The 20732-nt window shown below is 59.2% G+C and carries 20 protein-coding genes and 2 pseudogenes; 8 read left to right on the top strand and 14 right to left on the bottom strand.

Annotated elements, in window-relative coordinates; translation table 11 throughout:
* Positions 1 to 29: 29 nt before the first annotated feature.
* The 9 genes and pseudogenes from AC1DSJ_RS02110 to AC1DSJ_RS02070 all read right to left on the bottom strand — a co-directional run.
* Positions 30 to 310, bottom strand: a pseudogene (locus tag AC1DSJ_RS02110) (Arm DNA-binding domain-containing protein); the annotation flags it as partial.
* A 312-nt stretch (positions 311 to 622) separates the two neighbouring features.
* Positions 623 to 829: a hypothetical protein gene (locus AC1DSJ_RS02105; protein ID WP_441370901.1), complete on the bottom strand. Its 207-nt coding sequence runs from the start codon at positions 827 to 829 to the stop codon at positions 623 to 625.
* 47 nt (positions 830 to 876) lie between these two features.
* Entirely contained in the window at positions 877 to 1410 is a 534-nt protein-coding gene (locus tag AC1DSJ_RS02100) for a DNA-3-methyladenine glycosylase family protein (protein ID WP_441370900.1), read from the bottom strand.
* Between the two features lie 98 nt (positions 1411 to 1508).
* Entirely contained in the window at positions 1509 to 2798 is a 1290-nt protein-coding gene (locus AC1DSJ_RS02095) for a site-specific DNA-methyltransferase (protein WP_441370899.1), read from the bottom strand.
* A gap of 1 nt (position 2799) precedes the next feature.
* A complete protein-coding gene (locus tag AC1DSJ_RS02090) occupies positions 2800 to 3849 on the bottom strand; it encodes a bstEII (RefSeq protein ID WP_441370898.1) in 1050 nt (349 codons plus the stop codon).
* Positions 3850 to 3890: 41 nt separating this feature from the next.
* Complete coding sequence (locus AC1DSJ_RS02085) at positions 3891 to 4490, bottom strand: recombinase family protein (protein ID WP_441370897.1); 600 nt, start codon at positions 4488 to 4490, stop codon at positions 3891 to 3893.
* Between the two features lie 116 nt (positions 4491 to 4606).
* Positions 4607 to 4852, bottom strand: a complete 246-nt coding sequence (locus AC1DSJ_RS02080; protein WP_441370896.1) for a HigA family addiction module antitoxin — start codon at positions 4850 to 4852, stop codon at positions 4607 to 4609.
* A 963-nt stretch (positions 4853 to 5815) separates the two neighbouring features.
* The gene (locus AC1DSJ_RS02075; protein WP_441370895.1) at positions 5816 to 6766 is read right to left on the bottom strand and encodes a replication initiator protein A; all 951 of its coding nucleotides are present in this window, start codon (positions 6764 to 6766) and stop codon (positions 5816 to 5818) included.
* A gap of 28 nt (positions 6767 to 6794) precedes the next feature.
* Positions 6795 to 7016, bottom strand: a complete 222-nt coding sequence (locus tag AC1DSJ_RS02070; RefSeq protein WP_441370894.1) for a helix-turn-helix transcriptional regulator — start codon at positions 7014 to 7016, stop codon at positions 6795 to 6797.
* 442 nt (positions 7017 to 7458) lie between these two features.
* Between AC1DSJ_RS02070 and AC1DSJ_RS02065 the strand changes: the two genes are divergently transcribed.
* Positions 7459 to 7944 carry a hypothetical protein gene (locus AC1DSJ_RS02065; protein ID WP_441370893.1) on the top strand — a complete coding sequence of 162 codons (486 nt, stop codon included), beginning with the start codon at positions 7459 to 7461 and terminating at the stop codon, positions 7942 to 7944.
* Between the two features lie 57 nt (positions 7945 to 8001).
* Here the strand turns inward: AC1DSJ_RS02065 and AC1DSJ_RS02060 are convergent.
* The 3 genes and pseudogenes from AC1DSJ_RS02060 to guaB all read right to left on the bottom strand — a co-directional run bounded on the left by AC1DSJ_RS02060 (position 8002) and on the right by guaB (position 12662).
* Positions 8002 to 9203 (bottom strand): annotated as a pseudogene (locus AC1DSJ_RS02060) (tyrosine-type recombinase/integrase).
* 306 nt (positions 9204 to 9509) lie between these two features.
* A complete protein-coding gene (guaA, locus tag AC1DSJ_RS02055) occupies positions 9510 to 11102 on the bottom strand; it encodes a glutamine-hydrolyzing GMP synthase (protein WP_046805861.1) in 1593 nt (530 codons plus the stop codon).
* Between the two features lie 99 nt (positions 11103 to 11201).
* A complete protein-coding gene (gene guaB / locus AC1DSJ_RS02050) occupies positions 11202 to 12662 on the bottom strand; it encodes an IMP dehydrogenase (RefSeq protein WP_054425503.1) in 1461 nt (486 codons plus the stop codon).
* 263 nt (positions 12663 to 12925) lie between these two features.
* Here guaB and AC1DSJ_RS02045 point away from each other — a divergent pair, with 263 nt between their 5' ends.
* From AC1DSJ_RS02045 to AC1DSJ_RS02030, 4 genes are all read left to right on the top strand, one after another.
* A complete protein-coding gene (locus AC1DSJ_RS02045) occupies positions 12926 to 13558 on the top strand; it encodes a DUF2239 family protein (protein ID WP_441370892.1) in 633 nt (210 codons plus the stop codon).
* 137 nt (positions 13559 to 13695) lie between these two features.
* Positions 13696 to 15066 carry an HdeD family acid-resistance protein gene (locus AC1DSJ_RS02040; protein ID WP_441370891.1) on the top strand — a complete coding sequence of 457 codons (1371 nt, stop codon included), beginning with the start codon at positions 13696 to 13698 and terminating at the stop codon, positions 15064 to 15066.
* 209 nt (positions 15067 to 15275) lie between these two features.
* On the top strand, positions 15276 to 16031 hold the full coding sequence (locus AC1DSJ_RS02035) for a sulfite exporter TauE/SafE family protein (protein ID WP_175169172.1): 756 nt from the start codon (positions 15276 to 15278) through the stop codon (positions 16029 to 16031).
* Between the two features lie 60 nt (positions 16032 to 16091).
* On the top strand, positions 16092 to 16472 hold the full coding sequence (locus AC1DSJ_RS02030) for a DCC1-like thiol-disulfide oxidoreductase family protein (RefSeq protein WP_441370890.1): 381 nt from the start codon (positions 16092 to 16094) through the stop codon (positions 16470 to 16472).
* A gap of 36 nt (positions 16473 to 16508) precedes the next feature.
* On the opposite strand, the gene AC1DSJ_RS02025 is transcribed toward AC1DSJ_RS02030, so the two are convergent.
* Positions 16509 to 17426, bottom strand: coding sequence for a LysR family transcriptional regulator (locus AC1DSJ_RS02025; protein ID WP_054425491.1), 918 nt, complete (start codon positions 17424 to 17426; stop codon positions 16509 to 16511).
* Between the two features lie 246 nt (positions 17427 to 17672).
* On the opposite strand from AC1DSJ_RS02025, the gene AC1DSJ_RS02020 reads away from it, so the two are divergent.
* Positions 17673 to 18668 carry a Bug family tripartite tricarboxylate transporter substrate binding protein gene (locus tag AC1DSJ_RS02020; protein WP_342065770.1) on the top strand — a complete coding sequence of 332 codons (996 nt, stop codon included), beginning with the start codon at positions 17673 to 17675 and terminating at the stop codon, positions 18666 to 18668.
* 192 nt (positions 18669 to 18860) lie between these two features.
* The gene (locus AC1DSJ_RS02015) at positions 18861 to 19826 is read left to right on the top strand and encodes a 2-hydroxyacid dehydrogenase (protein ID WP_441370889.1); all 966 of its coding nucleotides are present in this window, start codon (positions 18861 to 18863) and stop codon (positions 19824 to 19826) included.
* Positions 19827 to 19881: 55 nt separating this feature from the next.
* On the opposite strand, the gene AC1DSJ_RS02010 is transcribed toward AC1DSJ_RS02015, so the two are convergent.
* Positions 19882 to 20283, bottom strand: a complete 402-nt coding sequence (locus AC1DSJ_RS02010; protein WP_054425468.1) for a hypothetical protein — start codon at positions 20281 to 20283, stop codon at positions 19882 to 19884.
* A gap of 229 nt (positions 20284 to 20512) precedes the next feature.
* Here AC1DSJ_RS02010 and AC1DSJ_RS02005 point away from each other — a divergent pair, with 229 nt between their 5' ends.
* On the top strand, positions 20513 to 20713 hold the full coding sequence (locus tag AC1DSJ_RS02005) for a hypothetical protein (protein ID WP_054425465.1): 201 nt from the start codon (positions 20513 to 20515) through the stop codon (positions 20711 to 20713).
* The last annotated feature ends 19 nt before the right edge of the window (positions 20714 to 20732 follow it).

The raw sequence follows: 20732 nt of genomic DNA, 5'->3' as shown, positions 1-20732 counted from the left end.
TCAGATATCAACCGAAGGTCAAGTACGCTTTTTTCCAGCGCAGGGAACTTGCCCTGCACAACAGCTTTTTTGACGTCGAGCAAATTTTCACGGGCGAGAGCCAGCGAAATTCCGGCAGGACCGTAGCGGCCATTGTGAGGATTTCGCGGCGTCCGTTGAGATGGGATTCGTAGCGGAACGTGACGGCACCGGTACTCGATACCGTCACGTACATACCATCGCGGTCTGAAGCCTTATAAATCTTGGACTTAGGCCTGAGATTGCGCAGTGCTGGTCGGCAAAAACCGAGATTTTTCTCCTGTTTCGTCACGGCTTTTACCGTCAGGAGCCAGGAGACCTGCTGATGCCGGGAAAGCCGCATAAAACTAGCTTTCCCAAGCAGACCTTCACCGTCAAAGACGGGTTTGGTATGGATAGTGAATGGGACGGTCTTAATCCGACCCTCAGTTCTTACCGCCAACTTCACCGCCAACCCGTTCTGCTGGCCGGCGATGGCTAGCGATAGCCCCCGAAGGACCTCAACTCACTCCCACTCCATCATGAACAAGCATAAGAATACATTTTATTCCAACAACTTAAGGACGATCATCTATCAGATACCATGAAAACTACCATACTCAGATCATGAGGGTGAACACTGCTTGCCCTGGTGCCGAGCAATGGCCTCTTCCAGCGTCTCGCCCGGCTGCCATCCGAACAGGTCGCGGACGCTCTTTGTTCTGGCATGACCGGACGGCTTGAACTCGTAGCCGGCGGCGGCCATCTCGGCCGCCACGTCTTCGGTAACGAAAAACGGCTCGAACTTGTCTTCCTGACGCGCTTTCGTCACCTTGCTTCCCCTGATGTTCATCCATTGACTTCGGTTGCGGCAGATGCTCAAGCGTCCAAATGCCGCCATAGATACCAAGACGCCACAGAACAGAAGGGCCGCCATGACTGCCCCACATGCTCTAGCTTGGCATCATCCCCAAACAGCAGCCGAGCCGCCCTCTGCAAACCAGCATCCCCTAAGGACAACACATCCGGCCTGCGCAGACCGAAGATCAGGAACATTTCCGCTGTCCATTGGCCAATGCCAGGAAGCTCCACCAGCGCGGCGATAACGTCTGCGTCTGGCGCTTCCTGCATGGCCTCCAGGTTCAGCCGTCCATCGCTAACACGCTGGGCCAGTTCGACTATGTAGCGGGCCTTGGCCGATGACAGCCCGGCAGCGCGTAGCGCCTCGGGCGGAACAGCCAGAAACCCGGCAGGTGTGAAGCCAGGCACGACGGCCTGCACCCGGCGCTCTATCGTGTCGGCGGCCTTTGCGGATAGCTGCTGACTGATGATCGAATTAGCCAACGTCTGGAAGGGCCAAAACTCACGATCAGCAAGACGGCAAGGGCCATGTGTGCGTATCAAACCAGCCATGACTCTGCATGACTGGCTTAGATACGCTTCCGCCTCTCCTGCCACGGTCGGGGTCAGTTGACCAGATATGCTCATCGAGCTGCGAGCGCCTCTATAAGTTATGACGACTTAGCAACACGCCGACTCTTCTTAGCAGGCCTGTCACCCTCTACTACCGGCACAGCCTCAGTCTCTGGTTCGTACAGAACAAAGTCGGTTATCGGTTCATGCAACGACAGCACACCTTGCTTTTTTGAATTCACAAAGTCGCCCATGCGCTCAGTGCCAAGCTCGAACCGATGCAGGGTCGTTCTGATTGCTTCATCACTACGGTCTACACCAATCCAACGACGTCCAAGACTGGCTGCAATTGCAATCGTCGTTCCTGAACCCGAGTAACAATCCATGACAAGATCGCCGGGGTTAGATGATGCTTCAATTATTCGTGCCAACAATGCGGGGTTTTTCTCGGTTGGATAGCCGGTGATATGGATGTTCTGATTGTGAGCATCCCTCATATCCATCCAAATATCCTGCACCGGGATTCCAGCGCTATTCTCTAAATAAATCTTTCGCCGGGGGTTTCCGGTGGCTGACCAGTAAATTTCACCTCTGGCGTCCATTTCATCCAAGGTCGAAGGCAGATACTGCCAGTGCTTGCCGGGTGGTGGCGGCTTACCCCTCCAATCCTTGCCCGTCTCGCCATTGCGAACACCTGGAGCATGGACAGGCACTTTTTTATAGCGGCGGCCATCAGGATCAACGTATTGATACTCCTTTAAAGCCTTGGCGTCGTCCCATTGCTCCACAGGCCGATTCCAAACATAGCTGTCGCTCTTCGTATAGAAAAGAATGTAGTCAGCCACATTTCCGTAGGTCTTACGTGTGTAATTCTTTGGATTGCACTTTTTCCGGGTAATGCAGTTTCGGAAATTCCTTTCTCCGAAAATCTCATCAAGAACAACCCGAAAGTGAAAGATCATCCTCTCATCAAGATGGAGGTAAAGCGACCCATCATCAGCAAGCAAGCGATGAATTAGCACAAGTCGCTCACGCAGAGATTCCACGAAAGCAGGCCCGACTAAATGATCATCGTAAGCATGCTTTTGCTTGCGCGACTCAAAGGCCGATGCAGTTGCAAACGGCGGGTCGATGTAGACTAGCTTAACTGTCCCTACGACCGACTCATCCTGAGCAAGCGCAGACAACACAGCGAGGTTATCCGCATGGTAAAGCCTGTTATCGCCGCCAACGTAGGCCGGATTTGGTACATATCGACCCGCTGGAGTTGACAGAATTTCCTCTTCCGACTTCTTGCCGGGGTACTCTAGCCGGAAGCCGATGGCATCCGTGAGGAAACCCTGTGCGCCGTTGCTGCGCTTTCCCTTGCCGGGAATAGGAACTGCCATATCAAGACCCCAACCATTCGGCAGTGATTCGATCAGGCACCATTCGCAAGGTCACAACCTTAACGCGGCCCGGCCATTGATCTTCGATGTAGGAATAGTCATTCCACATCGAGCCAAGCAACAAGCCTGGCCCATCGTTCACATAAATGACCTTGATATGCGGCATCCCGTGGCTGTCGGCGTACCCAATGATCTCTTGTGCAACCTCTCGATACTGCCCGGTTCGATCATCCTCTTGAGCACCGCCACGATCTGAGTCATAACGCGCCAAACCGATTGCCAGCACCTTCTCACCGTCGTGGATTACAAAATCCACAGGGCGATCAGGCTTCGGATAGTCCTTGAATATATTGCCCAGCAACACATCTTTACCAGCACGCTCAGGCCCGGTAAAAACAAACCCAACGTGCTGACTACGCAGCACGTCAAACAGGCGCTCCGTCAGATCATAGCCCTTCTTGCCCCGATCTTTGTATTCCCACAAAACAGCACAGAGAGCTTCATCCGGCATTGGTCGCGTATCAAACTTCTGCTGAACCTCTACGATACTGCGGAACGCATCACCAAACTGAGCGCAGATTTTGGCGGCATCACTCTTGCGCTTGAGCATTTCAACCGGAGTTTGCGGGCTGACATACTTTTTGAACACCCGGCAAAGCTGCGTTCGCATCCACTGATTTCCTGTTTCCATGATGGAGCTAAAAAAATTTGTAGATGAATGCGAGGCTTTCAACAACAGCCCAAACTCCACCAACACAGGCTCATAGAGACGGCAGGCGTCCGGCAAAATGTCCGGGTAATACTCACCAGTGGCAAGTGTGATCCATGCATCGGCTTCGCCTTTGTAATCTCTAAATTTCTTTTCTGAAGTCACATCACTCTCCAATTCTTCATCTTCACACTTAATATCTTCATCTTCAATCCAAAAACATTCAGGACAAACATCCGCAACAATCGTCCCCTCGCCATAGGATTCATGACATTGCGCGAATGGCTTTTCATCCGTCGGGTCGTATCCGGTTCCGCGACAATTCGGGCATTCAATTTCCACGTTCTCTGGACGGCCTCGACACGTTGAACAGCACCCCTCACTCACAGGCCACCTCTCTTCGATGGATTTCCTTCATGCCTCGGCTGTACCACGCCACAATGCTTGTAAAGCGTTGTTCGAGAAACACCGTAATCTCTCGCTAGTTCCGCCACACAAGTATCTGGGTCGCTCAATAGCAACCTGATTTGATTTATCTGCTTTGCATCCAGCTTCGGCTTGCGGCCACCGGCCCGGCCACGGGCACGGGCGGCAGCTAGACCGGCATGTGTGCGTTCGCGGATCAAGCTCCGCTCAAACTCCGACAGGGCCGCGAACACATGGAAAATCAGCTTGCCCGCTGCGTTGTCCGTCTCTATCTTCTCGGTTAGGCTTACAAAGCCGATGCCGCGCTCTTTGAGGTCGTCAACGATCCGCAGCAGGTCTTGCAGGCTGCGCCCGAGTCGATCCAGCCGCCACACGACGAGGGTGTCACCAGCTCGCAACACCTTGAGGCACTGGTCAAGCTCCGGACGGCCTGCCGTCTTGCCGCTGACCTTCTCTGCGTAGATGACGCTGCACCCGGCTTTCGTCAGCACGCCACACTGCAAATCAAGGTGCTGATCGTCCGTCGAAACACGGGCATAACCGATGCGTTGATTCATGGACAGTATCTAAACATTGAAAAATTGACGACAATTTTAACAGGTACAGGCACCCAAAAATAGGCAAAAGCGGCTTGATTTGCAGTGTCCAAAAACATACCGTCTTCTGAACATACTCACCCCGGCACACTTATATAACGATCAAACACCGCCTGCATTTCGATCCAGGCACGCGCCGTACTGAACCCAGCCCTCTCCAGACCTGCCGCCAGCGTCGCATTGATCCTCGCTCGCTTCGACAGCACATCAGCAAGATACTGAGCCTCTACGCCAAACCTACTGGCCGCGCCTGACAACGAGAGGCCGAGCGGGGCCATCACATCGTGTTCAATCAATTGCCCCGGGTGGGGCGGGTTGTGCATGCTTATGCTTCTATCCTTTCTTCTTACTGCTACTCGCAAGCTCTGGGCACAGGCGTCGCCTGACGCACGTGGCACCTAGAAAATTCTTGAGTCGCGGTAGCGAGTGTCTGCCTCGCAGAGCAAGATTGACGTCGAACCGCAGGCGAGTAAGGCCGGTGTTGTGGGCCAGCAAGCGACGCTTGTGGGGCCACAACACATATCTTGCCGTCTACCTCTAGGCGAATTAACGCAAGTTTACGCAACTCACTGCGAAACCTAACGATTTGCATGGCAGTTTGCCTTCAGTTGCCTTCAGTTGCCTTGGCTTGCCTTAAATTGCCTTAAATTGCCCTAAATTGCCTTGAACTGCCTTATTTCGTCAGAACATTGAAGGCCATCTGTGAAATGCCCTGCCCAAACCCATATGGCGGCCCCTAATGTACAGAAACATGCTCTGGACGCTCGGAAAGTAAGGGGGTAAAGCCCGGAATTGGCAGCCTAAAGGCTATTTCTCAAGCGGATATGAACGATTTCGAGGCACCGCTTTGTACATTAGGGGCCAAGCTCGTCGCCACCTGTTCGCTATCCCGTACGGAGTATCGGTCAGCCATTGATGCGCGGTCTTGGCCTACCCATTCCTTTGGTGCTGTTTTTTGTGTCGCCCGACGTCTCCATTTTGATGCACCAAATAGCAGGGACTACGCAAACCAAAGACTTGAAACATCCGTCTGCCATCTAGCAAATCAATGGGTCGTTTCTGTGAAACGCGTTAAATAATATATATAAGTTAAAACCGCGCGCGCGTTACGGTTTCGTATCCCATTGATATTGAATGAAAATTCAGACCTTTTGTTCCTAAAAGCACGAAGAAAGCGTTCCTAAAAGCACGATACTATCCACAGGCTAGCGTTCCTAAAAGCACGATGTGATTCACAGGGCACGGCCACTTATCCACAAGGCCCGAGAGTGGCCCGGCTGCGAGCCCTAAGCGGACGACGGAGGCCTTCTTGCTCTGCTCATCCGGACTTTTTGATGGGCCTGCACAGAGGCGTGAGGCCGACCATCAAGCATGTCGCGTACCTCTGCTAATCTGCCCTTGGGGCCGTTGGCGTAAAAAGTCACTTGATCACGGCGTGGATCGAATCCAATCAGATAGTCCGGAAAATTACCAGACTCGGCGAGTGTCTTCACATTGAAGCGAAAACGTCGCAAGGTGCCTGCACAGCCACTCTTTTGATACAGCACCGCCAAGGACACTCTCCATATCGCTTGTCCACCGCAGTGCTTGCGAGCTATCTCGTAGATGCGTCTATCCAGGGATTTGCGCAGATTGAAATAAGAGCGAGACAACGTCAGCACTTGTTTGGTTTGTACTGAACGAAATAGCCATCCAGGCAATGCCACCTCAACGGCTGCCATACGCCGACTGTCATCCGGCCTTTCGACGATGCGCCAACTGTCGATCAGGCCAAACCCACGGCGCTCACGCTCTCCGCCTGTTGCAGCGTTAGTTTCGATCACAGTCCCTTTCAAACGACGCAGCATGTCTGCCATGCGTTCATAGGCACGACCACTGGTGTCGCGGTGGGTGGCGACCAAGAAATCAAACGCGGTGAAGCGAACCGTAGGGGATATCTCCCTACCTCGATTGGCAGCCTCGATGAGCTGACTGATGCAATAAATCCATAAGTCCTTGTCATGAATCGTCGCGCATCCCACCGTGCTAGGGATTACGGTGACCGTTCTGCCATTTCGCTCATAGGTACGGATGCGAGTGTCTTTCGAGCTCAGAGAAAATACAGGATGCTCCATGCTGACGATGTCATTTTTAAGTGGCACATCGACGATATCAGCCACAAAAACACCACTCCCATCTAACTGAGTGGGCAGGCGACCCGCGACGGGCAGACTTGCTGCGCACGCATCCTGAGCCATGTTTGCTACAGCGAACACGGATAACGACCTACGAGCCCATTCCGGATTGGGGCGCGCAAATACTCGCCGACTTTCTGGATTCGATCCACGCTTCAACTTCTGCCAAGTCCCAGGCGACGTTTCGGCTGGTCAGGGCGATACGGCGTGGAAACTCGCCTCGCTGCTCCATGTTGTAAATGGTTCGTTCAGCCAGAGGAATCATGGCGTGAAGCTTCTTGCGGTTAATCAGTATTTTGCGTTCCATCAGCATTGGACTTTCCTCTCAATCAGTTGCCTGACGATACCGGCCAGTGCCTGCCGAGACTTGCAAAAAAGTTAGAATGAAGTTGACGAAACGGCACCGCAAACATTGCTATGAAAGACCAGGGCTTTGATCCCATCTACCAACAACTATCAAGAGTCTCCGAGACTTCATCTCGGCGCATCCAAGCCAAGCTGAGTAGTCCATTTACTTGGTGTTTTTGCGAACTTTGCTGGCGCACGACCGAATACTCTGTCAACTTGGATTCGCCATTGATCGTCAAAAAACTGCTGAGAGGAAATGCGAAAGTCGTGGGTCTGACGCAGGCGATCAGAGATGCTGCCGCAAAGAAGGCCGATGCCATCGTGAAGCGGTATGAGCAAGCCTTTCGGGCAAGCTGGGGCGCTATACCGCATCTCGGCTATACGGTAAGTATTGTGATGCGGTCGAAATGCGCGGTGACCGCTCGGTCTCCGGCTTTCGGGACCGTGTTGAGCGGATCACTTTGTATCAGGAGTGGGCAAAGCATGGTGAGTTAGCCTGGGGTACGAGGAAACCTGGCCAAGATGAGGCTGCCGCGAAGCCAAGCAAGCTTTATTGCGAATTTCATAACCCAAGACGCAGCTCCGAGGCACGGCGTGCCTACCAGCGCGACCGACGATTTACGGCAGAGTATGAAATTGTGATGGATGAGGTATGGTCTCAAGGCATCAATAGTGGCACGCTACCGACCTGGGACATTGAAGCGCACGCCTATGTTCGACGAGAGGCTTATCGACTGCTTCAAGAGATCAAAGCGCCTCGGGCATCTATTGAAAATATCCAAGCCTTACTGGCTCAAGGCATGAGTCAGGCAGACATTGCCAGACAGCTCAACGCTTCGCGACAAGCGGTCTCAGCCGCGATCAAACACCAGAAACAGAAGCCCGTGCTCTGATAGGGCTCACAGGGCCGCTGGCGCGTTTCTTTGCGATCTCACCAGCACCTGCCATATTCATGACTGAGGGCGCTTGCTGGTCCATTCATCAATCATATTGGCCCAATCTTGCAACATGCCAGTGCGCTGCTCCCGGTACTCTGCCTTGTTGTAGACCGCTCGCACACCACGCTGCTCGTGCGCCAGACACTTCTCAATCCAATCCGTGTTGTACCCCGCCTCATGCAGCAAGGTGCTCGCGGTACGCCGCAAATCATGCGGCCCGAACTTAGCGAGTGGTTGCCCTTCTTTCTGTGCCAGCTGGTAGGTCAAGGTTAGCACCTGATTGAGCGTCGCGCTGCTCATGGGGAGATCGGTGTCGTAACGAGATGGCAAGATGTACTCAGAGCCACCCGCGAAGGTCTTCAAGGCGATGAAGATGTCTAACGCTTGACGAGACAAGAACACCAAATGAGGGTTGCGGCGCTTCATTCGCTCCTTCGGGATGGTCCACAGCGCCTCTGTGAAGTTAATCTCACCCCATGTGGCGTTGGTCAGCTCACTCTTGCGTACCATCGTCAACAACAGAAGCTTGGCGGCAGCACGGATGGAAGGTGTAGTACCTATGCGCTCGATGTATTGGTACATCAAGCTGATCTCGTCCGGCGTCAAGGCGCGGTCACGCGGCTCAAATCGGGCGATGCTGGCTGGGCGCACCAACTCTGCGGGGTTATCAACCTTCTGGCCGCGCTCAATCGCCCAGCGAAGGTTTGCAGTACCAGTTCACGCGCATGCACGGCGGTGGCAGGAGCGCCACGCTCAACGATGCGATCCGTCAGGGCGCGTAGATCCTCATGGCCAATCTCTGGCAGCTTCAGTTTGCCGAATGTGGGTAAGAGCTCGCGTTCATAGAAGGACCGGCGCATATCGCGTGTCGAATCTGCCATCTGATAGCCGCGCAGCCACTTCTGCGCCCACGCATCGAAGGTGTCCGCATCTTTGACACGTGCTTTGTCACGGGCTTTCTCTTTGGCCGGGGACTTGCCCGCCGCGATCATCTTCTTGGCTTCACCAAGCTGCTCACGCGCCTCTGCCAATGTGATGCCACCCAAGCCGTAGCGCCCAAACGTGATCGTCTCCTGCCTGCCGTGGATGCTGTAGTTGTAGCGAAACGAGATCGCACCCGCAGGCGTGACAGCCACATACAGGCCATCTCGGTCGTTTGCCTTGTATAGCTTGTCCTGAGGCTAGAGGTTGCGCAGCTTGGTATCGGTCAGCATCAGGGGGGGCTCCAGATCTATAGGAATACCATGATTGAAAACCTAGCAAATAGCCAACTAATATCCATTTAAAACAATGGCTTATCTGTTTTCTATACCATGCGATCCTCAACTCGGTAGACATGGTATTGACGAAATTCATGGTATCTAGCGTCCATGATACCAAGTTTGGTACCACACAAAATACATGCTTGGTGCTGCCTGAAGATGCCAGATAGTGCCACACCAAAAAAGAAAAAAGCCCGCAGTTACGCGGGCTTAGCGGCTTTTTATGCCTAACGTTGCCTGGCTATGCCAGACGTGGGATCACTCCCACTCAATCGTCGCCGGCGGTTTACTCGATACGTCATAAACCACGCGGTTAATCCCGCGCACTTCATTAATAATCCGCGAAGAAACCCGAGCCAGCAGCGGGTGCGGCAGCGGTGCCCAATCAGCGGTCATGAAGTCAAATGTCTGGACAGCACGCAAGGCAACCACGTACTCATAAGTCCGCCCATCGCCCATCACGCCCACCGACTTCACCGGCAGGAACACGGCAAACGCTTGGGACGTCAGCTCGTACCAGGTCAGGCCACTAGCTTCATCCTTGGTATTCCGCAATTCTTCAATGAAGATCGCATCGGCACGGCGCAGCAGTTCGGCATATTCATGCTTCACTTCGCCCAGGATGCGAACACCCAGACCCGGGCCCGGGAACGGATGGCGGTACACCATCTGCGGCGGCAACCCCAGTGCCACACCCAGCTCGCGGACTTCGTCCTTGAACAGTTCGCGCAGCGGTTCCAGCAGTTGCAGGTTCAGCGTGTCCGGCAGACCGCCCACGTTGTGGTGCGACTTGATGGAGGTGGCCTTGCCCGTCTTGGCGCCAGCGGATTCGATGACGTCGGGGTAGATCGTGCCCTGGGCCAGCCACTTGGCGCTTTGCTGCTTGCCGGCTTGTTCCTGGAACACTTCGACGAATTCGCGGCCGATGATCTTGCGCTTGGCTTCGGGGTCGGCAACGCCAGACAGCTTGCCCATGAATTGGGCGGTGGCGTCGACGTGAATGATCTTCACGCCCATGTTTTCGGCGAAGGTCTGCATGACCTGTTTGCCTTCGTCCAGGCGCAACAGGCCGTGGTCGACGAACACGCAGGTGAGCTGGTCGCCGATGGCCTTGTGGATCAGCGCGGCGGCTACCGAGGAATCCACGCCGCCGGACAGGCCCAGGATGACTTCGTCGGTGCCGACTTGCTCGCGGATGCGGGCGACGGCTTCGGCGACGTAGTCGGGCATGTTCCAGTCGCCCTGGCATTCACAGATCTCGTTCACGAAGCGGGCCAGCATGGCCTTGCCTTGGACGGTGTGCGTGACTTCGGGGTGGAATTGAACGGCGTAGAAGCGGCGGTCTTCGTCGGCCATGCCGGCGATGGGGCACGACGGCGTGGACGCCATCAGCTTGAAGCCCGGGGGCAGCTCGGTGACCTTGTCGCCGTGGCTCATCCAGACCTTCAGCATGCCGTGACCTTCGGGCGTGGTGAAGTCGTCCAGGCCTTCCAGCAGCTTGGTGTGGCCGTGGGCGCGCACTTCGGCGTAGCCGAATTCGCGGTGGTCGGAAAAGCTGACCACGCCGCCCAGTTGCTGCGCCATGGATTGCATGCCGTAGCAGATGCCCAGCACCGGCACGCCGAGTTCGAAGACGGCGTGCGGCACGCGCATCGAGCCTTCTTCGTAGGCCGAGGCGTGGCTGCCGGACAGGATGATGCCCTTCAGGCCTTGCGCCATCTGGTCGCGCACGAAGGCGTCGTCGACGTCGCCGGGGTGCACTTCGGAATAGACGCCGGCTTCGCGGACGCGGCGCGCAATCAGTTGGGTGACTTGCGAACCGTAATCAAGAATGAGGATGCGCTGGTGCATTGAGCTCTACCGATTAAATAAAACCGCACCGGCAGAACCGCTATTGTTATTGCGATTCTGCCGGTGCGTGATGCATGACATTGTAGTTGACTGTACGGATCAGTCGGCGCGGTAGTTAGGCGCTTCCTTGGTGATCTGCACGTCGTGTACGTGGGACTCGCGCACGCCGGCGGAGGTGATCTCCACGAATTCGGCTTTGGTGCGCATGTCGTCAATGGTGGCGGCGCCGCAGTAGCCCATCGAGGCGCGGATGCCGCCGACCAGTTGGTAAATGATGGCCAGCACGCTGCCCTTGTAGGGGACACGGCCTTCGATGCCTTCGGGGACCAGCTTGTCGGCGTTGTTGGACGGGTCCTGGAAGTAGCGGTCGGCCGAGCCGTCCGTCATGGCGCCCAGGCTGCCCATGCCGCGGTACGACTTGTACGAACGGCCTTGGAACAACACGACTTCGCCCGGGGCTTCTTCCGTGCCGGCGAACATGCCGCCCATCATGCACGAGAACGCGCCGGCGGCCAGCGCCTTGGCGACGTCGCCCGAGTAGCGGATGCCGCCGTCGGCGATGAGCGGAACGCCCGTACCTTCCAGCGCCTTGGCCACTTCGGAAATGGCATGGATTTGCGGCACGCCCACACCGGCGACGATACGCGTGGTGCAGATGGAGCCGGGGCCGATACCGACCTTGACGCCGTCAGCGCCGTACTCGACCAGCGCGCGCGCGGCGGCGGCGGTGGCGATGTTGCCGCCAATGACTTCAACCTTGGGGTAGTTCTGCTTGACCCAGCGCACGCCTTCCAGCACGCCCTTGGAGTGGCCGTGCGCGGTGTCGACGATCAGGACGTCAACGCCAGCGGCAACCAGCTTTTCCACGCGCTCTTCAGTGCCTGCACCCACGCCAACCGCTGCGCCAACGCGCAACTGGCCTTGGCCGTCTTTGCTGGCCATCGGGTGTTCGGTGTTCTTGACGATGTCTTTGACGGTGGCCAGGCCACGCAGCTCAAAGCCGTCGTTCACGATCAGCACGCGTTCCAGACGGTGCTTGTGCATCAGGGCCTGCGCTTCGTCCAGCGTGGCGCCTTCCTTCATGGTGACCAGGCGTTCCTGCGGCGTCATGATGTTGCGCAGGGGCTGATCCAGGTTTTCTTCGAAACGCAGATCGCGGTTGGTCACGATGCCGACCAGCTTGCGGCCTTCAACGACCGGCAGGCCCGAAATGCCATGCTGGCGCTGCAACGCAATGGCGTCGCGCACTTTCATTTGGGGGGTGACGGTGACCGGATCGATCACGATGCCGAATTCGTGGCGCTTCACGCGAGCCACTTCACGGGCTTGCTGATCAGCAGTCAAATTCTTGTGGATGATCCCGATGCCGCCCTCTTGCGCCATGGCGATGGCCAGACGCGATTCGGTGACGGTGTCCATGGCGGCGGACACAAGCGGGATATTCAGGCTGATATTGCGGGTCAGGCGGGTGGCCAGGGAGGTGTCGCGCGGCAACACCTCGGAATACGCAGGCACCAACAACACATCGTCGAAGGTGAGCGCTTTTTGAACGAGACGCATGGGTAACTCCGGGCGCAAAGCAAGATTATACGCCGCCCGCATGTTTTGCCTAGGTGTTGACCCTAGGTTTGTACGGAATTTTTGCGACGGCGGCGCCGCTGAACCGGCACCAGAACGCCGGTAATCCGACCCCGTTTTATAGCCTTGTTGTCGACATTCAACAAGGCGATTTTTTTACCCGGATTATATTGACGATAATTTTTACCCGGATCATAATCCGCAGCGTGATTGATTTGAGATCAAACGAATCGGAACCGGACATCATGACGACCCACCCTACCCCGCGCTACACCGCTTTTGACGGCCACCGCATTCTGGCCGCCGGCCCCCTCGCCGACGTGGCGCTGGCGGTGAAGCGTGCAATGCACACGAGCAGCAGCAGCAGCAGCAGCAGCACCCCCCTGGTGTTCAACGACAGCACCGGCCAGCAGACCGACCTGGATTTGCGCGGCGACGATGCCGACATCATCGCGCGCCACACGCCATCTGCGGCCGGCAGCGCGCCCCCGATGGAAGCAGACGTCGCCGAGTCGTCCAACGCGCAGCCGCGCGGACGCGGCCGTCCCAAGCTGGGCGTGGTGCCGCGCGAAGTGACGCTGCTGCCGCGTCACTGGGACTGGCTGGGCGCGCAACCCGGTGGCGCATCCGTTGCGCTGCGCAAGCTGGTGGAGCAGGCACGCCGCGACAACGAAGCGCAAGACCAGCAGCGGCAACGGCAAGAGGCCGCGTATCGCTTCATGTCGAGCATAGCGGGCGACCTGCCCGGCTTCGAAGAGGCCACGCGGGCGCTGTATGCGGGGGACGAAAGCCGCTTTGTTCAGTGCGTGGAAGCGTGGCCGCAAGATGTGCGCGGCTATGCGATGCGCCTGGCCTGGCCGGCGCAAGCAGCGGCTTGATCGCAGCGAAATCCGGATCGGCAACACGGCAAGGTTTCGGTACGATGCTGACTTCGGCCGTACCCACTTCGGCCGTACCCACTTCAGCCGTACCCACCTAACCCTTCAGCCGTACCCACCTCAACCGGATTGCTGGCATGCCACAACTCGTATTGCTGTTGTTGGGAGTTCCCTATCTGCGCAAGCGTTGGCGTGCTTTGGCGGGCGCCGGCGTGATCTTTCTCTTGGCGGGCATCTTCCTCTTGGTCGATGCGCTGGACAACGCCCTGTACTTTCCGCTGAACGCGTTCGCCGTGCTCTTCATCATCGAAGGGCTGGCCACCTTGTTGATTGCGTCCAGCGGCGTGGGCGGGCAGCGCGTGCTGCGCTACGCCAAGGGGATGTTCGTGTTGCTGGCAGGCGGTTTGATTCTGGCTGGCCACCATCATGGGCACTTCGTGCTGTCGATGATCTTTGGCTTGCTGTTCCTGATCGACGGCGTGCTGCAATGCCTGGCCGCGTATGTCGTGCGCTACAGCCGCTGGCGCTATGCGTTTGCCGGCGGCATGGGCGAAATTCTGCTGGCCATCTTTTTCTTTCAACCCTACCCCACGAACTATGTCGGCACGGTGCCCTACTGCCTGGGCCTGTTCCTGTGCATTGCGGCGATCAAGCTGCTGTGGCTGGCGCGGCGGGTGCGGCATCTGGCATCCAACCCGGCTTTTGCGGAAAACGATTCGTCCGACTTCATGCCCGCATCGCCTGCGGCCCCGGCCCCGGTGTGGGATGGGCCGCCCAGTGATTCCGAACGCGCGTTGACCGTGCATGTGTGGACGCCGTCGGGTTCGGCCAAGGCGCAAACGCGCAACTATCCGGTGGTGGACCGCTACATTGCCGCGGTGGACGTGAACGGCGTTATCTCTACCGGCCACGCGGCGCTGGAGTCACCCGAAGGCATTTACATCAGCCTGTACCCGAAGGACGAAATCGACCGCTCGCCCGACGAGTTCGGCAACCTGCTGCGCGCCACGACTGAAAACGATATCCCCGGCGTGTACCAGCCGGATTACGCCACCGAATCCCAAGCCTGGTGCCCGTCCACCGCGCGCGTGCGCATTCGCAATTACGACGCCGAAAAGCTTGCCGCGTTCTGGAACGTCTATCGGCAGACCTGCATCTACAACCTGACGCACCGCAATTGCTCAAGCTCGGTCGCCCGCGCCTTGGACGCCGCGTTGGACGGCGTGGTCGGGCGGCTGCACGGCAGCCAGGCCGGTTGGCGCGTGCTGATTCGCTTGTTGTTGACGCCGGAATTGTGGGTGGCGTCGCAGATCCGCAAGCGCGCGGTGACGATGGCGTGGACGCCTGGGCTCACGCTGGACTACGCCCGCGCGATGAGCATGCTGGCCGATCCGCGCCCGTTTGGCTGGTGGAAGATGTCGCAAGTGGCGCTGCGCCGCATCGCGGAACTGCGCGCCAATTGGCGCCAGCAGGACCGCGACGCGCCACTGCGCCGTCCGCCGGCCTGATCATTTTTACCTCCCTTGTCTCTTCTGCCTTGCCTGCTTCCCGCCCCCCAGCCTGCGCTGCCTGCCCTGCCTGCCTCGCCCGCAAGCATTAGCCTCACCTTATCCATCTATCAAGAAATCGAATTTTTTCCTTATGGGTCTGAATCAGAATGCCTTCAGCCCGCGATCACTGAAACACGCGAGGCACCCATAACAATTCGAGGATGACGATGGATTCGGTGTATCTGGTCGTGGTGGTTGGGGCGGTGGCCGCTGGATTTGTGCAAGGCTTGTCGGGCTTTGGCTTCGGGCTGGTCGCCATGTCGTTCTGGGCCTGGGCGCTGGAGCCGCGGCTGGCGGCGACTCTTGCGGTGTTCGGCGCGCTGGTCGGCCAGGTGCTCGCCGCGGTCACGGTACGGCGCGGCTTTAATCTCAAGCAATTGGCGCCCTTCGTGCTGGGCGGGCTGGCGGGCATTCCGCTGGGTGTGGCCGTGCTGCCCCACCTGGACATGGACTGGTTCAAGGCAATGCTGGGCGGCTTTTTGATTTTGTGGTGCCCGGCCATGCTGCTGGCTCGCAACATCCCCAAGATCACGGCGGGCGGACGCGCGGCCGACGGCGCGGTGGGTTTCTCGGGCGGCGTGCTGGCGGGCATCGGCGGGTTTTCGGGGACGTTGCCCACGCTGTGGTGCACGCTGCGCGGCTATGAAAAAGACAAGCAGCGCGCCATCATCCAGAATTTCAACCTGTCGATGCTGGCCGTGACGATGGGCACGTACCTTGCTACGGGCATCGTCACCCGCGACATGCTTCCGCTGTTCGCCATCGTGGCGCCCGCTATGCTCGTGCCCACGCTGCTTGGCGCCAAGCTCTATATCGGTATCAGCGAGGCCCGCTTTCGGCAGATTGTGCTGGGCTTGTTGACGCTATCCGGGGTAGCGCTGCTAGCGGCGTCCTTGCCGCGGCTGATCGAACGGCTGGCCTGAATTCCCCCATCGCCGCCCGTTGCGCTTTAATGGACCCGTGCATTTCAACCAAGGAGCATCATGTCCACGCCCAAGAACTTCCTGCTCTACGACGGTGACTGCCCCTTCTGCTCGAACTACGTGCGGATGCTGCAATTGCAAAAAGCGGTAGGCCCGATCGAGCTGCTCAATATGCGCGACCGCCCCGATCTGGCCGTGGCCTACAAGGCGCAAGGGTATGACCTGAACCAAGGCATGCTGCTGCATCTGGACGGCCAGGATTATTGGGGCGCCGACTGCATCAACCGGCTGGCGCTGCTCAGCACCGGCAACGACTTCTTCAATAGCGTGAACGCCGCCGTCTTCCGCAACCGCTGCCTGTCGACCGCGCTGTACCCCTTCATGCGCACCGGCCGTAGCCTGGCGCTGACCTTGCTGGGCAAGAAGAAAATGCAGATGTAAGCAAGACGCAGAGCACCGGGCGTGGCGCTGGCGCAATCAGGCCGGCGTATCGCTCCGGGTCTCTTGGTCTTCCGCCGCACCCACCCCCACCACGCGTGTCAGGAAGGCGTCCAACGCCGGATTGTCGTGCTGCGCGTGCCACGCCAGATACATGTCGGCGTACAGATTGCGCTGACCAATCGGCCGGAATTCCACGCCTTCAAAGCGCAGTTCACGCGCCGAATCCGGCACGATGCCCACGCCCAACCCCGCACGCACCAGCGCCAGCAGCGTATGGGTTTGCCCCGCCCGCTGTACGTAGTCGGGCTGCACATCCGCCAGGCCGAACGCCCCCACGATGCGGTCATAAAAGTACTTCCCTTCACGCGGCGAATACAGCACGAAGGGTTGGCCCTGCAACAGGCGCAGCGGCACGGTCTCGTGTTCGCATAGGGGCGATCCGGCGGGCAGCGCCAGCACCAGGGGCTCGCGTTCAATCAAGCGGGATTCAATGCCTGCCTGCTGCGGCACGCTGCGCGCCAGAATGGCGTCCAGCTCGCGGGCAACCAGCAAGCGGTCAAGATCGGTGCTGACCGTTTCGCGCAGCTGAATCTCAACGCCCGCCAAGAGCTTGCGCGCCTGCATGATCATCGACGGCATCAAGCGGTACGACGCCACGGCGGTAAAGCCCAGCGTGATGTGGCCGGCCTCGCCGCCTGAGGTGCGCCGCGCCGTGGCCGCCGCGCGCGCGGAAAATTCCAGCAAGTGGCGCGCATCGCGCAGAAAGCGCCGGCCTGCGGCGCTTAGCAGCACTTGGCGGCTATTGCGTTCGAACAGCGTCACGCCCAGATCCTGTTCCAGCAACTGGATCTGGCGCGATAGCGGCGGCTGCGTCATGCAGAGCCGTTCGGCCGCGCGGCCAAAGTGCAGTTCTTCGGCAACCGCAATGAAACACTCAAGCTGACGGAACTCCATCGATTCAATCCTTGAATTGATCAATGCTATTTATAGCTCGAACGGCTATCCATCGATAGCCGTTTCTATACTCCGAAAAAACGGCCGGACCCCGTCGCCCAGCAATCGCCAAGCCTTCGCGCAAGCGGACACCTGGCAAGCGGCTGCCGGCCCGCAGAACCCAAAGGAGCATCCCCGCAGCACGCAGTTTTTTCACGGCGCAAGCCGCTTGTCAACGCAAATTCACCCCAAAAAAAGAGAAGAGACATGGAGACAACCCCCATCGCCCGCCCTCGCGTCCGGCTCATCGCCGCGGCGCTGGCCCTGGCCGCCACCGCCGCGTTGCCCTGGAGCGCCAACGCCGCCGGCTACCCCGAGCGGCCGATCAATCTGATCGTGCCGTTTTCGCCAGGCGGCGGCACCGATATTTCGGCACGCCTGTTGGCGGCCGCGCTGGGCGACAAGCTGGCGTCGTCGGTGGTGGTAGACAACCGGCCGGGCGCAGGCGGGCAGATCGCCGCCGATCTGGTCGCGCGTTCGCAGGCCGATGGCTACACGCTGCTGTTCGCCAATTCGGGCATGCTGGCGATCAACCCGTGGATCTACAAGCTGCATTCCGACCCGGCCACCGCGTTCGCGCCGGTGTCGCTGTTCTCGGACTTGCCGTTCGTGCTGGTCGTGCCCACCACCCTGCCCGCCAAGAACGTGGCGGACTTGGTCAAGCTGGCCAAAGCCGAACCGGGCAAGCACACGTTCGCCAGTTCCGGCACGGGCGGCGCGCCGCACTTGTCGGGTGAAATTTTCCAGCAGGCGACCGGCGTGGATTTGATGCACGTGCCGTACAAGGGCGGCGGCCCGGCCATGACCGACCTGATGGCCGGACGCGTCGACATGCTGTTTGCCTCCGTGCTGGAGACCATGCCCTACGTCACCGGCGGCAAGCTGCGTGCGCTGGCCGTCACCGGCGCCACCCGTTCGCCCGCCATGCCGGACGTGCCGACCATCGACGAAGCCGGGGTAAAGAACGCGCAATCGGGTTCATGGACGGCCGTGCTGGCGCCCGCCGGCACGCCGCCTGCCGTCATTGAAAAGCTGTCGCAAGCCATCCGCGACATCACCGCCGACCCCGCCATGAAAACCAAGCTGGAATCACAAGGCGCCGTGGCGCACGGCTCGACTCCGCAGCAGTTGCAAGAGCTGGCTGCGAGCGAACGCGCACGCTACGGGCAGATCATCAAGACTCGCAATATCCAAACCAATTGATCCCCGGCGGCCCGGTTTCGGGCCGTTGAACTCAACCTCATTGGCCCGGTTTCGGACCGCGAACTGAACCTCATTGGCCTGGTTTCGGGCCGTCAATCTGAACCTCTTTGGCCCGATTTCGGGCCGTCGAACTCATCCTCATTGGCCCGGTTTCCTGGCCATCTCACCGCCCCTTCCAAATAAGCCGTATCCATGACAGATTCCCTGCCCTCCTCCGCCGCCCACCTGCTGATGGTCGGCCCCTTGCTGCCTGATCTGGTGGCGGACCTTGAGTCGCGCTACCACGTGCATCGCCTCTGGGAAGCCGCCGACGCCAGCGCGCTGCTGCGCGAACACGGCGCGTCCATACGCGGCATCGCCACCAGCGGCCGCTTTGGCGCCACGCGCGAATTGATCACCGCCCTGCCGGCGCTGGAAGGCATTTTCAGTTTTGGCGTGGGCTACGACACCATCGACCTGGCCGCCGCCCGCGAACGCGGCGTGGTCGTCACGAACACCCCGGGCGTGCTGGACGCCTGCGTGGCCGACACGGCGCTGGCCTTGATGCTGGCCGCGCCGCGCCGCATCGCTGAAGCCGACCGATTCGTGCGCGCCGGCCGCTGGCCCAACGATGGTTTTCCGCTGGGCACGCGCATGAGCGGCAAGCGCTGCGGCATTGTCGGCCTGGGCAATATTGGCTTGCAGATTGCGCGCCGCGCCGCCGCGTTCGATATGGAAATTCTGTACACGAACCGCAAGCCGCGCGCCGACGCCCCCGCGGAATATCGCTACGTGCCGGACATCGAGTCGCTGGCCGCGGAGTGCGACTTTCTGGTGCTGGCCGTGCCGGGCGGCGCCGCCACGCGCCACATGGTGAACGCGCGCGTGCTGGACGCGCTGGGCCCGAAGGGCTGGCTGATCAATATTGCGCGCGGCACCGTCGTCGACGAAGCCGCGCTGGTCAGCGCCTTGCAGGGCAAGCGTATCGCCGGTGCGGGCCTGGACGTGTTCGAACACGAACCCGCCACCCCGGATGCGTTCAACACGATGGACAACGTGGTGCTGCTGCCGCACATCGCCAGCGGCACGCACGAAACCCGCCGCGCCATGGCCGACCTGATGGTGGCCAACCTGGACGGCTGGTTCCGGGAAGAGAAAGTGCTGACGCGCGTCGTTTAGACCCTGCGCGTCAAGCCGGCGGCGCCTGTCGAACAGGCAGAGCGCGCCGGCTGGGCTATTCGCTGACCCATTTCAAATCCGGCGACGGCGCGCCTTCTTGTTGAAAGTACAAGATGGCCGCCGCGGCCAGCTCGCGGCTCACGCACTGATATTGCTGGTAGCTGCCTGACTGGCCACCCACCACCACATTCTCGTCATGATCTTCCGAGCGCGACGGATCAATCAGCGTATAGATGCGCGCGTCGTCGTCCAGCGTGATCGACACCACGAATGTGCCCGCGCCGCCTCCCACCGCCAAGACGGTTTCGTCTTCGGTCACAAACGCGATGGAACTGAACTCTGCGCCGTCCAATTGATCCAGCGCGGCAAGCGCTTCCGCGTCCGACGGATCGGCGCTTTCCCGGACGGCGGCCCGGTCGCCCTGGCGCCGTTCTTCAATGAGTTTTTTTATTTTCATGATCGTAAATGCCCCTGGTAATGCGCGCCGGGTCTCCCGCTTGGGCCGGCGTCTGATTGGCGCCGCGTCCTGAAAATCAGCACGGCGGCGTTCGCCAGTCTACCGGCTAACCGCCGCACGCGGGGTCCGACCCTTTGCGGCCTGTTGCAATTGACCGCTGGAAGCCCCGCCACGCCAGGCGTAACGTGAATGCACGGCATATGCCGCGTCACCTTGAGAGGGTCGCACCATGACGTCCCCGACTTCCCGCACGACGCATCCGCAAACGGCGCCCGCCGCCGACACGCCCCCGCACGCCGATAAAGATCGCGCGCGCGCCGAGCATCTGCAAGAAGAGGCGCGCCGCAAGGCAATGGCTACCGCGCAACATAAAGAAAGCCCGCGCAACTTGTCCGCGCCCCGTTACCACGGCGGCCACCGGGGCGGTTAGCCGTCCGGCAGCACCCCGC

The sequence above is a fragment of the Achromobacter sp. 01N37 genome (assembly GCF_056399725.1).
This window is presented reverse-complemented; position numbering and strand designations above follow the sequence as displayed.

What these genes read in the sequence shown, in the direction of transcription:
- AC1DSJ_RS02005 (WP_054425465.1), top strand. Translation starts at nt 20,513, where the DNA reads ATGACGTCCCCGACTTCCCGCACGACGCATCCGCAAACGGCGCCCGCC.
- AC1DSJ_RS02100 (WP_441370900.1), bottom strand. Translation starts at nt 1,410, where the DNA reads ATGGCTGGTTTGATACGCACACATGGCCCTTGCCGTCTTGCTGATCGT.
- AC1DSJ_RS02045 (WP_441370892.1), top strand. Translation starts at nt 12,926, where the DNA reads ATGACGACCCACCCTACCCCGCGCTACACCGCTTTTGACGGCCACCGC.
- guaB (WP_054425503.1), bottom strand. Translation starts at nt 12,662, where the DNA reads ATGCGTCTCGTTCAAAAAGCGCTCACCTTCGACGATGTGTTGTTGGTG.
- AC1DSJ_RS02065 (WP_441370893.1), top strand. Translation starts at nt 7,459, where the DNA reads ATGCGCGGTGACCGCTCGGTCTCCGGCTTTCGGGACCGTGTTGAGCGG.
- AC1DSJ_RS02085 (WP_441370897.1), bottom strand. Translation starts at nt 4,490, where the DNA reads ATGAATCAACGCATCGGTTATGCCCGTGTTTCGACGGACGATCAGCAC.
- AC1DSJ_RS02025 (WP_054425491.1), bottom strand. Translation starts at nt 17,426, where the DNA reads ATGGAGTTCCGTCAGCTTGAGTGTTTCATTGCGGTTGCCGAAGAACTG.
- AC1DSJ_RS02030 (WP_441370890.1), top strand. Translation starts at nt 16,092, where the DNA reads ATGTCCACGCCCAAGAACTTCCTGCTCTACGACGGTGACTGCCCCTTC.
- AC1DSJ_RS02015 (WP_441370889.1), top strand. Translation starts at nt 18,861, where the DNA reads ATGACAGATTCCCTGCCCTCCTCCGCCGCCCACCTGCTGATGGTCGGC.
- AC1DSJ_RS02010 (WP_054425468.1), bottom strand. Translation starts at nt 20,283, where the DNA reads ATGAAAATAAAAAAACTCATTGAAGAACGGCGCCAGGGCGACCGGGCC.
- AC1DSJ_RS02035 (WP_175169172.1), top strand. Translation starts at nt 15,276, where the DNA reads ATGGATTCGGTGTATCTGGTCGTGGTGGTTGGGGCGGTGGCCGCTGGA.
- AC1DSJ_RS02020 (WP_342065770.1), top strand. Translation starts at nt 17,673, where the DNA reads ATGGAGACAACCCCCATCGCCCGCCCTCGCGTCCGGCTCATCGCCGCG.
- guaA (WP_046805861.1), bottom strand. Translation starts at nt 11,102, where the DNA reads ATGCACCAGCGCATCCTCATTCTTGATTACGGTTCGCAAGTCACCCAA.
- AC1DSJ_RS02080 (WP_441370896.1), bottom strand. Translation starts at nt 4,852, where the DNA reads ATGCACAACCCGCCCCACCCGGGGCAATTGATTGAACACGATGTGATG.
- AC1DSJ_RS02070 (WP_441370894.1), bottom strand. Translation starts at nt 7,016, where the DNA reads ATGCTGATGGAACGCAAAATACTGATTAACCGCAAGAAGCTTCACGCC.
- AC1DSJ_RS02075 (WP_441370895.1), bottom strand. Translation starts at nt 6,766, where the DNA reads ATGGCTCAGGATGCGTGCGCAGCAAGTCTGCCCGTCGCGGGTCGCCTG.
- AC1DSJ_RS02040 (WP_441370891.1), top strand. Translation starts at nt 13,696, where the DNA reads ATGCCACAACTCGTATTGCTGTTGTTGGGAGTTCCCTATCTGCGCAAG.
- AC1DSJ_RS02095 (WP_441370899.1), bottom strand. Translation starts at nt 2,798, where the DNA reads ATGGCAGTTCCTATTCCCGGCAAGGGAAAGCGCAGCAACGGCGCACAG.